We start from the raw sequence: 13658 nt of genomic DNA on the forward strand, positions 1-13658 counted from the left end.
TTTTATTATTAGCCGTAAGTAGTGTTATGTCTCGTAAATCACATCGTTCCGATAAAACTTTGAAGCACAGAAAATCAGGATTTCGAAAACCCAAGGCCGCTGACGCGCTGAACTTAGATCAAACACCACTGGAGTTGACGGTCGAGTCTTTGGGGTACGATGGGCGGGGCATTGCTCGTGTTGATGGGCGTGCGTGTTTTATTGAAGGGGCATTGCCGGGTGAGCTCATAAAAGCTGAAGTTGTTGCAGCAAACAATAAACGTGTAGAAGCTAAACTGCTTAAGGTACTTGAACCTTCTGAGCTCAGAGTCAACCCGCCATGTTCAATTTTTCAACTCTGTGGCGGCTGTGATTTGCAGCATTTAAACCATGAAGGTCAGCTCAAAAGCAAGCAAGCGTCTGTTAATCAAATGCTAAGCCGCAGTTTGGGTTGTGATGACATTCCTTGGGGCGTGCCTATTGTAGCTAAGGCCTCAGAGAACACTGCGACAGGTTTTGGCTATCGCCGGAAAATCCGATTGGCTTGTTACTTCGATCGGAGTAAGCAAAAACTACTCGTGGGCTTTCGGGCTGCTAAAAGTAAAAAAATTATTGAACTTGAAGAATGTTTAGTTGTTCACCCGGAGCTTCAGGCGGCTTTAGAATTAGTCAATTGTACATTAAATGACCTTCATCAAAATGCGTCTTACCTAAAGAGTCTACAATTATTTGCACACATAGAGTGCATTGCTGATCAAGATGCACGGTCTGTTTGTTTTCGTTTGATGAAGCCGATTCCCGAAGATGTTATTCAGGATATGGTTAAAGCCTTTGCATCCGCCGGTGTGTCACTGTGGTTCCGGGTCGGAGAAGGCCCCTTAACGCTTATTTCTGGCCATGAATCGGAGTACCAACTTGAAGGTGGTTTAAAGATTGCTTATACCCCGGAAGATTTTTTGCAAGTAAACCCGAGTGTGAATCAGTCTTTAGTTTCTGAGGTGATTACTCAGTTGGAGATTACCGAAGATGATCACGTGTTAGACCTTTTCAGTGGGTTGGGCAATTTTTCTTTACCGGTAGCCAGGGTCGCAAAGTCGGTAACGGCGGTCGAAGCGATTGCTGAAATGGTTGATAAGTCCCAACTGAATGCAAAACAGAATAGATTGTCTAACGTTAACTCTGTGAAACAAGATCTTTTTGATGAAGATGCCTTGGGGTGGCTCGATCAGGGCGCAGATAAAGTTATTTTAGATCCGCCCAGAGCCGGGGCTGAGCTAATTTCACAACATATTGGCCGGACCGGAGCTAAGAAAATTGCTTATGTTTCTTGCAATCCATTGTCGCTGGCTCGGGATAGCAAAGAAATTCTTGCCCAAGGGTATGACATAACGCAAGCACAGTTGATTGATATGTTTGCACAAACTTCACATATTGAGACTTTGCTCATGTTTGAGCGAAAGGCTTAACCAAAGACGAGGGGTGTTCATCGACGGAACTCATTCAGTCGATTAGAATGCCTGATTTATGCTTATTCCATAAGGACATGTTGGATTATGGTGACTGTACGGAAAGACCAGCCTCTTAAAGAAAATGGTCATTTGGATGCAGAACAATGGCTCCAATTGCTCTCCGATAAAGTTGAAGTTCAGAACATTGCCCAGATTCGCTTTGCTTGTCACTTAGCGGAAGTTGCTCAGTTTGACGAAAATTTGGGTGAAAACACGTGGCCGGATGGATACGGCTGCATGAACGTCGGCATTGAAATGGCCGAAATCCTTGCGGATCTTCAGTTAGACCAGGACACCTTGGTTGCAGCGATTATTTACAGAGCTGTCCGTGAGGGGCGCATATCCATTGAGCGCGTTCGTAATGAAATTGGCCAAAACGTCGCTGACCTGATTGAAGGTGTCCTTAAAATGGCGGCCATTGGTACTTTAATCAGTCCGACCGACCAGATGGTCTTAGGTCAACAACAAAGCCAGATGGACAACATTCGGAAGATGTTGGTGGCCATGATTGATGACGTTCGAGTGGCACTGATTAAATTAGCGGAAAGAACTTGTGCGATTCGAGCGGTTAAAAACGCCTCACGTGAACGAAAAATGCGAGTGGCGAAAGAAGTTTTTCATGTCTATGCCCCGTTAGCTCACCGACTCGGTATTGGTCATATTAAATGGGAATTGGAAGATTTATCGTTCCGTTACCTGGAACCCATTGCGTATAAACGTATTGCGAGTTTGCTGGAAGAGAAGCGTATCGATCGTCAAAAATACATCGAAGATGTGATCGATATGCTGCAAAAGTCCTTTTCCCGTATGGGTATCGAAGCTGAAATTAATGGCCGGGTGAAACATATTTACAGTATCTGGCGAAAAATGCAGCGCAAGAAGATACCGTTTGATCAGGTCTATGATATTCGTGCCGTTCGTATTCAGGTGAACAAAATCCGGGACTGTTATGCGGTGTTGGGCATTGTGCATTCGATATGGAAACATATTCCGCAGGAGTTTGATGATTACATTGCGCAACCGAAACCTAATGGTTATCGCTCGTTGCATACCGCTGTGATCACTCATCAGGGCCGAACACTTGAAGTGCAAATTCGTACTAAAGACATGCACGAAGAAGCGGAGCTGGGCGTTTGTGCTCACTGGCTGTACAAGGGAACGGACACCAAGTCGAAGCAAGATTCTTATGAACAAAAAATCATGTGGTTGCGTCAGGTTCTTGAATGGCAAGACGACATGGGGAGTTTGGATGGTCTTGGTGATGACCTGGACTTAGGCGTTTCTGAAGAGCGAATCTATGTGTTTACTCCGGATGGTCATGTGGTGGACCTTCCTGCGGGCTCGACCCCGTTAGACTTTGCTTACCGTGTTCATACGGAAGTTGGGCACGCATGCCGGGGAGCGAAGGTAAATGGAAAGATAGTCCCGCTGACGTATAAAATTAAAACGGGCGAACAAATAGAGATTCTTACCGCCAAAGAAGCGAAACCAAGCAGAGATTGGCTAAACCCAGACGTGGGTTATTTGCATACCGGACGTGCGCGAGCCAAAGTTCAGCACTGGTTTAAAGAGCAAGCTCGGGACCAGAATATTATTGATGGTCGTGAACTCTTGATGCCGGAACTGCGGAAAGTTTCCCTTCAGAAAATCAACCTGAAAGAACTGGCTAAAAAGGTGGATTTAAAGAGCGAAGAAGATATGTTTGCGCGCATCGGAGCCGGCGATCTTCGGCTGGGGCAAGTGATTCATGCCGCTCAGTCCTTCCTGACGCCGGAAGAGCACCCGAAACCGCTAAACTTGCGTGCGCCTAAGCCTCGTGGCACAGAGGATATTCAGATCCAAGGGGTTGGTAGTTTGTTAACGAGCCTGGCTTCGTGTTGTAAACCGGTTCCGGGTGACCCGATCGTGGGTTACATCACGCGAGGTAAGGGCGTCAGTGTACACCGTCAAGATTGCCCTAATGTGTTGTATTTACGCAAAACGGATGACGAGCGAATGATTTCGGTGGATTGGGGGGTTGAACCCACCGACACCTACCCGGTTGATATTAAGATCAAAGCTTATGACCGAGCGGGCTTGTTGCGTGATATTACTTTGGTGTTGGCGAACGAGGGAATTAACCTGACCGCCATGCATACCAGCTCTAATAAGGATAAAAACATCGCTACGATGGTGATTACCGCAGAAATTTCAGATCTTTCAGATTTGAGCCGGGTCATCACTAAAATCGATATGCTGCCGAACATTATCGATGCACATCGACACAGCGAAGGTTAAGGTAATTATAGCGAATGGCTTATAATCTGGACGATTTGATTCATTTGATGGCTCAGCTGCGAGATCCTGAGGGCGGTTGTCCTTGGGATCAAAAGCAAACATTTGAGACTATTGTTCCTCATACATTGGAAGAGGCTTATGAAGTTGCTGACGCCATTGCCAGACAGGACTGGGATGAATTAAAAAAAGAGCTTGGAGATTTGATTTTTCAGGCCATTTTTTACAGCAAGCTGGCAGACGAAAAAGGTTGGTTTGATTTTCATGATGTGATTGATGGCTTAGTGTCTAAAATGTTACGCCGTCATCCTCATGTTTTTCCTGATGGTGAGTTACGTGTCGGGGAGGGTCTAAGCTCTCCTGAAAAACCTTTGTTGACGGATCAGGACTTACATCAGCAGTGGAATGCGATTAAAGATCAGGAGCGGGATGAGTCGCTTGGTAAGCGCGATCTTGGTAAACGCGATCTTGGTAAACGAAAGCCATCCGCGATGGATAATCTCACTGATGGTTTACCTGGCTTAATTAAAGCCTGGAAACTACAGAAAAAAGCGTCTTCCGTTGGCTTCGACTGGAATGATGTTCAGTCCGTTAAAAAGCAGTTGTTGTCCGAACTTCAGGAAGTTGAGGAAGCCTCAGATGAGGCGCATCTGGAGGAGGAAATTGGCGATTTATTATTTTGCTGCGTTAATTTAGCGAGGCATCATAAAGTGCACCCAGAAACGGCGCTCATTAAAGCGAATCTGAAATTTGAACGTAGGTTCAGAGCAATGGAAGCATTGGCGGAGCAGGATGGTGTGGATTTTTCATCGCTTTCACTCGACCAGCAAGACAACTACTGGTCGAGAGTGAAACAACTTGAAAGGCCGAATAATTCAGATAAGTCAGAGTAACGTATTACGCTGACTCACTGTCATTGCAATTGGCAGCGCTTTTTAAGCGTTTAATGTGCTCTCGGGTGAGCTGTAAATATTTGGGCGTTAGGCCATCATCTTCATAAATTGGGTCGCCTTCTTCATCTTCTGCGACCACTTTCTTGCCTTTGACGTAAGGAAAGGACGCTTCTACTTCATCCAGCGCAATGTGAAGCAATTCTCGGGCTACGTCCTGAGTGCTTAATCTGGGGTACAGATCGGACAGTGCATTGATGCGGGCGGCATCTTGTTTCGACAACTTAACGGAAAACTCTTTTTCTTCCAAATTCTGAATGGAGTGTGATTGCCATTCTTCAAGTAAGGCTTGCAGTCTTTTCATTACTTCAATCCCGTTTGCGTTAACTCTATCTCTCTAATCATTAGTTTAGATCAAGATTTCAAAGTTAATGTGGTCGTTTTTGAAAGTTATGTTTGAAATTGTAAAGGAAAAAATTCTACTATCAGTGTTGTTATTTCAAGTCTTCAATTTCGTAAAGTCAGGCTTATTGGTTATATCCCAATTGATGTCTAGATAATCGTTATATAAAGACCTATAATTCCTGCCAATTTTATTTAACTTAGGTGAACCCTATGCGAGTTATTCTGTTAGGCGCTCCGGGCGCAGGGAAAGGGACTCAAGCCCAAAATATTACCGAGGAATTCGGAATTCCTCAAATCTCTACAGGTGATATGTTGCGTTCAGCAGTAAAAGCTGGCACCCCGTTAGGCTTAAAAGTCAAAGAAGTTATGGAAACTGGTGGACTGGTTTCTGACGACATTATTATTGCATTGGTCGAAGAGCGTATTAAAGAAGACGATTGCGCCAACGGCTTTTTGTTTGATGGCTTCCCGCGTACCATTCCTCAAGCGGATGCAATGAAGAATGCAGGCGTTAAAATTGATCACGTTCTTGAAATTGACGTGGCTGACGAAGAAATCGTACAGCGTATGAGTGGTCGCCGCGTTCATGAAAACTCCGGCCGTGTTTATCATGTTGTATACAATCCGCCAAAAGAAGAAGGTAAGGATGATGTCACGGGTGAACCTTTGATGCAGCGTGATGATGACCACGAAGATACAGTGCGTAAGCGCTTGGCCGTTTATCATGAGCAAACAAAACCTTTGGTTGGTTATTATTCTGATTGGGCTGCGGCCGATTCCGAAGCTCCTAAGCTGCATAAGGTGGCGGGTGTCGGTGCTGTTGCTGAAATCAGTGATCGAGTGATGGCTGCTTTAAAAGGCTAGTTGACATAACTTGATACGCTTGAAAGGTCTGAAAACACTCTGTTTTTGGGCCTTTTCTTTGTCTGTTTACTTTCTACTTCACACTAAAAAATATTATGAAATCTTGCATTTTGGCTGTAGACACTTCTACAGATGCTTGTTCTGTGGCGCTACTCCATAACGGGGTTATTCATGCATCCCACAAGTTATTACCCAGAGAACATACGTTGAATATTCTTCCGATGATTCAGGATTTACTGGCAAGTAATGAGGTGGAAATAGCGGACGTTGAAGGCTTTATTGTAGGCGCTGGGCCAGGCTCCTTTACCGGATTAAGAATTGCGTTTGGTGTGGTTCAGGGGTTGGCTTTTGCAGTTAATAAACCTGTCGCTGCTATCTCGACATTGGCAGCACTGGCCTATCAAGTGGCTAAAAGTGAATCCGTGACCGATGGCTATGTTTTAGCGACCATTGATGCTCGTATGAATGAGTTGTATTGGGCGCGTTATTCCATAACCGGTAATGGGCTGGAACTGAACCAAGGGCCGAATGTTACATCGGCGGATCAGCTTACTTTTGAAGGCGTTAAGGCGATCACGGGGACAGGGCTTGTTTACGAAAACCAGTTTGTGGGGTTGTCGTCGGATGTTCTTCAGGATGCAGAACAAAGACCAAGGGCTGACGCCATGATTGACTACGCACTTGCTCACGCTGACTTGGTGCAATGGCAAAGTGCTGATCAGGTGGAGCCAGTGTACGTGAGAAATAACGTAGCGAAAAAGAAGTCTGATCAAAACAAATAGTCTAATGGTCGATGGTTTCCCACCAGAAAGGAGAGTTCGATGGGATGGTTTCAAGTAGTTTTTTTGGCAGTGATTCAGGGATTGACTGAGTTTTTACCCATTTCCAGTTCTGCGCATTTAATTTTGCCTGCTCAGTTGTTCGGCTGGGAAGATCAGGGGCTTACTTTTGATGTGGCCGTTCATGTGGGGACATTGGCCGCTGTTTTGATTTATTTCCGGGAAGACGTTTATAAAATAGCAGTGGCTTGGTTTGCAAGCTTTGCAGGAAAAGGGTTTACCAAAGAAGCGCAGTTGGGCTGGTGGATTATTATTGCGACCATTCCTGTGGTGATTTTTGGTGCAACATTGAAAGACTTTATTGAAGGGAATCTGCGTTCGGTTTTAGTTATTGGTGCAGCTTCTATTTTCTTTGGTTTGTTACTGCTTTGGGCGGATAAAGCCGGTTCCAGAAAAGAACCGCTTGAAGTTTTAGGATTCAAAGGTGCGTTTGCAGTGGGTTTGGCGCAGGTATTTGCTTTAATTCCAGGGACTTCTCGCTCAGGAGTGACCATGACGGCTTCTTTATTTTTAGGGCAGACGAGAGACAGTGCTGCGCGTTTTTCTTTCTTGCTGTCGATACCCGTGATATTGGGCGCCGGTTTGTTTAAAGGAAAAGATCTGGCCGAACAAGGCGGCGATGCTTCGCTCATGGCAGCGGGCGTCGGTGCTTTATTGGCAGCAATCAGTGCTTATTTGTGCATTAAGCTTTTTTTGGTCTTCATTAACCGAATTGGTGTCATGCCGTTTGTAATTTATCGCTGTGTTCTGGGTGTCTGCTTAATTGCAACGGCGTATTGGGTTCCTGTGCAGTCCATCTAATGCACTGGGTCAGAGAAGAGTAATAGGGGCGATTTGTTGTGGGGTCAGTTGTTAAGATTCAGCCATCGCGGGTCAAGCAGGCGTTACTTGTCTTGGCTACGCCTCATAGAGAAGCTCAAGCCAAAGCTTATATTGAATCCCATGGTGGGCAGCTTATTGGCATAAAAGGGGATGCTGAGTTGGACCTGTCTTTATTGGACGCAGAAAAGCATCAGGCGCTCATTTTTGCTGATGACGTGTCGCTTCAAGCGGTGGGGAAAAAAGCTCCGGGGCCTGTGGTCGTTTCTTTCGAAGGAAATACCATGGTGCATCGCCTGAAGCATGGTGGTGGCAAAGGCGAGCAAGTGGCTAAAGCCGTTGGCTTAAGTAAGGTGGCGGCTGATCGGGTGATTTCAGTCATTGATGCAACCGCAGGGCTTGGGCGAGACAGCTTGATTTTGGCCGCGCTGGGCTGTCATGTTGAAATGTTTGAACGTAACCCTGTGGTGCGAGAATTATTGCTTGATGGATTGGATCGGGCCAGTATGTCGGTTGAAGTAATGGCCATTGCTGGAAGAATGCAGCTTCACACCGAGGACTTCATTTCTGGCAGTGGTGCTTATGAAGATAACAGTGTGGATGTGGTTTACCTTGATCCGATGTTTCCTGATCGTAATAAGTCGGCACTGGTGAAAAAAGAAATGCGCGTTTTTAAGCAGTTGATAGGCGGTGACGAAGACGCTGACCAGTTATTTGACCCAGCGTTTCGGATTGCAAAGCATCGAGTAGTGGTTAAGAGACCAAAAGCTGCACCGTTTTTGGCAGGGAAAACGCCTTCGGTGCAAATAAAAGGTAAATCAGGACGATTCGATATCTACACTAAAAAGGCGTTTTAGGTTCGTTAGCTTAGTTTCTTAAATATAGGTCTTAATTTTTGCTTCTAAGCCGACCTTACTTTTTCCAAAGAAAATCCTCTGTTTCGCCGGTGGCGGATATCTTAGTCCATTCGTCAGGATCTTGGTCTTCAGTCCAGCCACTTCTGGTGCAACGCACTTCCGTCTCCAGTGCTTTTGCAGCAACAGTTCCGCAAGTCAGATCGTCATCCCACGGGGTGTCTGCAGTATCAAACCAGACGCTGGTCCAGGCTTTACCCACAGCGTTGGGGAAAATCATAACAGGTAAGGTTTTATCCTGATATTCCACTGTGAAGTGGTGCAGCCCTGACTTAATGATGCCCAGGTCTTTGGTGGTTCCCAGTTCAGACGTCAGCCAGGCCGTGATGTCTTCGATGCTTGTATTCTTGATGTAAATTTCTATGTCTGGGTACATGTAGTTATTTGCCTCTCAATCTTGAGAATAGTAATGCCAGATAGTGAATGAAAGCATAAGCCCCGCCAAGACTGGCTAATATTACGCCTATGAGAGCGACAACTTCCTGTTTGATGGACGGTTCTATGTTTGACTCTGCCAATAAGAGCATCATAGCGCCCAACGCAAACACCGAGACGGAGATAACGAAACGTTTGAATATCTCACTCGATGTAAGACCTCGGGGGCTAATCAGTCTTAATAATCGCAAAATTAACCTTCTGCCAGTAAGTCCGTCAGTATTTGCTGATAAACATCGGTCAGAAGGTTGAGGTCTTCTGCACACACGCATTCGTTAATTTTATGAATGGTGGCGTTGGAAGGGCCCAGCTCGACCACATGAGTACCCGTTGGTGCAATAAAGCGGCCGTCTGAAGTACCACCGGATGTGGATAGCTCTGGCTGATAACCTGTAATTTTTTCGACGCTGTGTTTAACCGCCTCAATCAATGAGCCGCCGGAAGTCAAAAACGGCCGACCAGACAAGGCCCATTCAATTTCAAATTCAACGCCGTGCTTGTTAAGAATGGCGTCGGTAATTTCCATTAGCTGTTCGGCCGTCACTTCCGTGCAATAGCGGAAGTTAAAGACCATTTTCAGATCACCAGGAATGACGTTCGTGGCTCCAGTGCCTGATTCAATGTTCGTTACCTGAAAACTGGTGGCAGGGAAGAATTCATTGCCGTTATCCCATACATGGTTAGTCAGCTCAGAAAGGGCGTCGGCCAGCATGTGAATCGGGTTGTTGGCCAAGTGCGGGTAGGCAACATGCCCCTGTTGACCTTTAACCGTTAAGTAACCATTTAAGGAACCACGACGCCCGTTTTTAACCACATCACCTAACTGGTTGGTGCTTGATGGCTCACCGACAATACACCAATCAATATGTTCACCACGAGCCTGTAGGTGCTCAATCACTTTTACCGTGCCGTTTTTGGCCGGGCCTTCTTCGTCACTGGTGATTAAGAATGCAACCGAGCCAATGTGATTCGGATGCTCTTCTACAAAGCGTTCCACAGCCACGACCATAGCTGCAAGCGAACCTTTCATATCAGCAGAACCACGGCCATAAAGCATGCCATCGTCTTTAATGGTTGGCTCAAATGGGTTGGTGTCCCATTTCTCAAGTGGGCCAGTAGGTACCACATCGGTATGGCCTGCAAATGCCAGTACGGGTTCTCCTTCACCACGGCGAGCCCAGAAGTTATCAACCTCCCCAAAACGCAGTTTCTCAATCTTAAAACCACACTTTTCAAGGCGATCAATCATGACTTGCTGGCAGTCTTTATCGTCTGGCGTGACGGAATCACGGCTGATTAAATCAAAAGCCAGATCAAGTGTTGGGGACAGAGGTGTTGAAGAAACGTTGGACATCTTAAGCTCACAATGAGGAGGTGAATAATAAGATGGGGATTTTACAGGAAGATGAGCAGAAAAGAAAAAGCCCCTCGGGGAGGGGCTTGGGCTATTTAAGGGTTTTGAGCGATGGTTATTGTTCTGGTGGCCGAAAGTGCTGGTCCTGACACGTTGGCAGGTGTTGTCCAGGTAATACTTAGGCCAGAGCTAGTATCTTCAGCATCGGGATCTCTGGAGATCGTTACTGTAAAAGAATAAGGGTCATCTGTAGAGGGAGTGGTCAGCGTCGCAGTTGGGCTATCAAGCTTTGCAGTTGTAGGTGCGACTACATCAATGGTTGTGCCTGACGGAGGAGGATTCCCATTTTCATCATAAACAATCACTGTAAAAGTAAAACTGCTGCTGGGAGTTTCATCGATATTGATTTCCGTTATATTTCCGTTATCGTCGAACTTGACTCCGTTGGTTACAGGTCTTAGCATTCCTTTATAGATAGCGCTTTTCTGAGTGAGAGGTCTAAATGTATTAGTTCCTCTGTAGTCGGCAAGTGTCAGGTCTGTGCCAGGAGCGACAAATGCAAGATTCAGAGATTTAGTTGCCGCGATTATTGTTGCTGAGGCGCGTACATCTACTAGTTTATTGATGTCGGGGCAGTGACCTGCAGTACGTGCAGCATCATCACACCTAAACCCGTTGTAGATGCCATTTGCTGCGTCATAAGTGGTGTTACCATTGAAGTCTTCAAACTCTTCCAGGTTTACGCCAGGGTCTTGATCTCGAACACCATCCTGATTGTTGTCTGTGAATGCTTCAGGTAAATCATCAATTTCTTCTGCTGCAAGGTTTCCGTTAAACAAACCGTCGCCACCATCGTCAGTAAATGTTTCTTCACCTGTAGTCCAGGAAAGAACTTGAACTCTGCCGTAACGGTCATTTTTATTACTAATGTAGGAAGAAAATGGAAGAGTTGAAATATTCATAGATGTTAATGAAGCAATTGATTCGGCTGCAAGTACATCGGCAATTGTGTAATTTGCTATCAGAGTATCGTTCGGCATCTGATGTCTTAACACTGGTACAGGAGAAGCGTCAAAAGCACTTAAGTCAATTAACGTGGTATAAGTAGAACCTAAGCTATTTTCACTGCTGGTTGAGTCAGTCAAAAGGTCGTTTGCTGTGATCCCAAAGCTGGTAAGGTCTGTCGTAAAGGTTCCAGGGCTAACAGGAATGACCTCAGTATTTGACGTGACTATGTCATCTCCAAATTCTACAATTGCTTGGTAGAGTGTCTTACCGTTAGAAAGCGTAGCAAGTAAAATGTCTACATCATTAATGTTTTTACCGCTGATTGGGTTTGCTGTATCAATGAATTTATCTATAGCCTGGCTAACATCAGGTTTGTTTGAAAGCTGTTGTGATTTCCACGTAATACTGCAACTCCCGTTATTAATTAGGCAGTTATTTGAATCTACAGTATTTTCATTTACCAATTGTCCGGCATTATTTTCAGTTTTAAAATTAATGGATGTCCCATTTGGTGCAGCTATACCGCTTACATCTGTAGCGAAAACAGTTAGCTCAACAGGTACGCCTTGATAATCAAACGCATTTGGTACTCGATTATCAGCAGCAATTGTAAAACCTCCTTGATGAGGTATGCCCGTATTTACAGCTAGTGCAGTGGAGGTAACAGGAATAACTTCGCCATCAATCACATCATTGTTCGGATTGTTCGTTGGATCGGTAGGGTCTTCAATTCTTGCGCTAATAGCTACGCCTGTAGGTAAATTTCCAGAGGTGACGATAACAGTGACTTCGCCGTCAGCGTCAGTAGAAAGAGGAATACCATCAGGATAGGTGACAGTGTCAGGATCATCAGTAGATAACCTAACACCGCCTTTTGACGTAGTTAAACTAAAAAATACTTTGACACCTTGTACAGGGTTGCTGTCATCCAAGACTCTAAAAGTGACTTGAGCGCTTTGAGGAACTACTGATGGTGACCCCTGCAAGGCAATGCTGTTAATACTGTTTCCTGCGGAATCTTTTACATCAACAAATTCAATTAAGTTTGCAACTTGAGGGTTAAAGTTAATTGCAGTGGTTGCAGTGAATAGCGTGTTGTTGATGGTTGTAGAAGCCTGAACGGTATCGGTTGATGTACAGCTGACAGTTTTATAGGTGGCTAAGGTTACGCCGCTGATGGTGTTGCTGTCACTGGATGAGTAGCTAATAGATGACCTATTAATTGCTGGATTTTGTGAGTCAGGCGTTGTTGCGCAATTTGAAGTGTAGTCGATTTTTGCCGACTGAGTATATCTTGAATAGTTGTTACCACTATGGGTAAACGTGCCTGCTGTATTTTCAATAAAGATTTCTGTTGCAAGAAGTGCGGTCCCTCCAGAGGACAGAGTTACGCTATTCAATGAATCATCATCGTTAATTTTAATTGAGCTGGTGTTAATTGAGTTGTCGTCATTAGCAAAACCAATCAGAATGGATGGGTTGATGATTGAAATATCTTCTTGATCAGAAAACTCGCCAAATGTTGCGGTAATTGAAGCTGTGCCACTTTGGTCGCCAGGCCTTAATGCAACTACACCTGAGCTTGTTTCACCGCCTGAATCTGTTGTTATTTCTAGAGATGTGGTATCTAGGGAGCCAAATGGAATCGTTGATCCGTTAGATGTAGTGGTTGAGCTGATAGCAACTGATGGGGTTCCTGCTTGGGCAGGTGATACAACAACCTTAACAAATATTGTGTCGCCAAAGGGTATTGACTGCTGTGATAGAAATGCTGTTTCTGTAGGGGGGGTTGTGGAGTCATCGAAAGCGCTTAAGAACGTTAATTCTACTGTAGTGTCAGATGGTGTTGGTGTGACTGGCGAGTCCTCCCCGTTTTCAGCAGAAATATACGGTACAGTTTTTACTCCAACGGAAGAGCCGGAAATTGCTGTGATTCTAAGAGTTCCTGCAGTTGCAGAACCAGTAGCACCAGCAGAAAGAATAGCAGCTGTAGCGGTAATACCGCTGCTATTAGTTATAGTGGATAAGGTATCAATATTACCTACATCAATAGAATAACTTACTTGAGCATTAGTTACTGGAGCACCTGATGCATCTGTTACTGTAGCTCGAATAGTAAGCTGAGAGTCCGCATCAATTGAAAAAGGGAGCCCTTCAGTGAAAGGTGTAATATCAGGGGTAATCGTAAGTTCGGCTAAATCTCCACCAATATTCCCATCACTGGCATCAACACCACCACCGCCTCCGCCGCCGCAGGCTGCGAGCATCCAGGCAAAAAAGATATATATAATACTGCGATAACTGCACGTTAACATTCTCGAATTCTCCATAATTATTCCTGCGCAGGCAAATATGCGGACTAGCATCTA

Annotated in this window: 11 protein-coding genes; 7 read left to right on the forward strand and 4 right to left on the reverse strand. The window is 45.2% G+C overall.

Going from position 1 to position 13658, the window contains the following annotated elements; all coding sequences use genetic code 11:
* Positions 1-26 precede the first annotated feature (26 nt).
* The 3 genes from rlmD (at position 27) to mazG (ending at position 4654) form a co-directional block, all read left to right on the forward strand.
* A complete protein-coding gene (gene rlmD, locus ABD744_RS20365; protein WP_344800438.1) occupies positions 27-1445 on the forward strand; it encodes a 23S rRNA (uracil(1939)-C(5))-methyltransferase RlmD in 1419 nt (472 codons plus the stop codon).
* An 87-nt stretch (positions 1446-1532) separates the two neighbouring features.
* Positions 1533-3764: a GTP diphosphokinase gene (relA, locus tag ABD744_RS20370; protein ID WP_344800439.1), complete on the forward strand. Its 2232-nt coding sequence runs from the start codon at positions 1533-1535 to the stop codon at positions 3762-3764.
* A gap of 14 nt (positions 3765-3778) precedes the next feature.
* Entirely contained in the window at positions 3779-4654 is an 876-nt protein-coding gene (mazG, locus tag ABD744_RS20375) for a nucleoside triphosphate pyrophosphohydrolase (RefSeq protein WP_344800440.1), read from the forward strand.
* Positions 4655-4658: 4 nt separating this feature from the next.
* Here mazG and ABD744_RS20380 read toward each other — a convergent pair whose 3' ends face one another.
* Entirely contained in the window at positions 4659-5015 is a 357-nt protein-coding gene (locus tag ABD744_RS20380) for a type 1 pili tip component (RefSeq protein ID WP_344800441.1), read from the reverse strand.
* 251 nt (positions 5016-5266) lie between these two features.
* On the opposite strand from ABD744_RS20380, the gene adk reads away from it, so the two are divergent.
* The 4 genes from adk (at position 5267) to ABD744_RS20400 (ending at position 8435) form a co-directional block, all read left to right on the forward strand.
* Positions 5267-5920, forward strand: a complete 654-nt coding sequence (adk, locus tag ABD744_RS20385; protein WP_344800442.1) for an adenylate kinase — start codon at positions 5267-5269, stop codon at positions 5918-5920.
* 95 nt (positions 5921-6015) lie between these two features.
* Positions 6016-6702, forward strand: a complete 687-nt coding sequence (gene tsaB / locus ABD744_RS20390; protein ID WP_344800443.1) for a tRNA (adenosine(37)-N6)-threonylcarbamoyltransferase complex dimerization subunit type 1 TsaB — start codon at positions 6016-6018, stop codon at positions 6700-6702.
* Positions 6703-6741: 39 nt separating this feature from the next.
* The gene (locus ABD744_RS20395; protein WP_344800444.1) at positions 6742-7560 is read left to right on the forward strand and encodes an undecaprenyl-diphosphate phosphatase; all 819 of its coding nucleotides are present in this window, start codon (positions 6742-6744) and stop codon (positions 7558-7560) included.
* Positions 7561-7598: 38 nt separating this feature from the next.
* Positions 7599-8435, forward strand: a complete 837-nt coding sequence (locus ABD744_RS20400) for a class I SAM-dependent methyltransferase (RefSeq protein ID WP_344800445.1) — start codon at positions 7599-7601, stop codon at positions 8433-8435.
* Between the two features lie 55 nt (positions 8436-8490).
* Here the strand turns inward: ABD744_RS20400 and ABD744_RS20405 are convergent, their stop codons facing one another.
* The 3 genes from ABD744_RS20405 to ABD744_RS20415 all read right to left on the reverse strand — a co-directional run bounded on the left by ABD744_RS20405 (position 8491) and on the right by ABD744_RS20415 (position 13604).
* The gene (locus ABD744_RS20405) at positions 8491-8868 is read right to left on the reverse strand and encodes a hypothetical protein (RefSeq protein WP_344800446.1); all 378 of its coding nucleotides are present in this window, start codon (positions 8866-8868) and stop codon (positions 8491-8493) included.
* Positions 8869-9120: 252 nt separating this feature from the next.
* Positions 9121-10281, reverse strand: coding sequence for a succinyl-diaminopimelate desuccinylase (gene dapE, locus ABD744_RS20410; protein WP_344800447.1), 1161 nt, complete (start codon positions 10279-10281; stop codon positions 9121-9123).
* Positions 10282-10376: 95 nt separating this feature from the next.
* Positions 10377-13604 (reverse strand): Ig-like domain-containing protein, encoded by a 3228-nt coding sequence (locus ABD744_RS20415; RefSeq protein ID WP_344800448.1) that lies wholly within the window; start codon positions 13602-13604, stop codon positions 10377-10379.
* Positions 13605-13658: the final 54 nt, after the last annotated feature.

It is taken from the genome of Litoribacillus peritrichatus (assembly GCF_039537985.1).
Lineage (GTDB): Bacteria > Pseudomonadota > Gammaproteobacteria > Pseudomonadales > Litoribrevibacteraceae > Litoribacillus > Litoribacillus peritrichatus.

What these genes read in the sequence shown, in the direction of transcription:
- rlmD (WP_344800438.1), top strand. Translation starts at nt 27, where the DNA reads ATGTCTCGTAAATCACATCGTTCCGATAAAACTTTGAAGCACAGAAAA.
- relA (WP_344800439.1), top strand. Translation starts at nt 1,533, where the DNA reads ATGGTGACTGTACGGAAAGACCAGCCTCTTAAAGAAAATGGTCATTTG.
- mazG (WP_344800440.1), top strand. Translation starts at nt 3,779, where the DNA reads ATGGCTTATAATCTGGACGATTTGATTCATTTGATGGCTCAGCTGCGA.
- ABD744_RS20380 (WP_344800441.1), bottom strand. Translation starts at nt 5,015, where the DNA reads ATGAAAAGACTGCAAGCCTTACTTGAAGAATGGCAATCACACTCCATT.
- adk (WP_344800442.1), top strand. Translation starts at nt 5,267, where the DNA reads ATGCGAGTTATTCTGTTAGGCGCTCCGGGCGCAGGGAAAGGGACTCAA.
- tsaB (WP_344800443.1), top strand. Translation starts at nt 6,016, where the DNA reads ATGAAATCTTGCATTTTGGCTGTAGACACTTCTACAGATGCTTGTTCT.
- ABD744_RS20395 (WP_344800444.1), top strand. Translation starts at nt 6,742, where the DNA reads ATGGGATGGTTTCAAGTAGTTTTTTTGGCAGTGATTCAGGGATTGACT.
- ABD744_RS20405 (WP_344800446.1), bottom strand. Translation starts at nt 8,868, where the DNA reads ATGTACCCAGACATAGAAATTTACATCAAGAATACAAGCATCGAAGAC.
- dapE (WP_344800447.1), bottom strand. Translation starts at nt 10,281, where the DNA reads ATGTCCAACGTTTCTTCAACACCTCTGTCCCCAACACTTGATCTGGCT.
- ABD744_RS20415 (WP_344800448.1), bottom strand. Translation starts at nt 13,604, where the DNA reads ATGTTAACGTGCAGTTATCGCAGTATTATATATATCTTTTTTGCCTGG.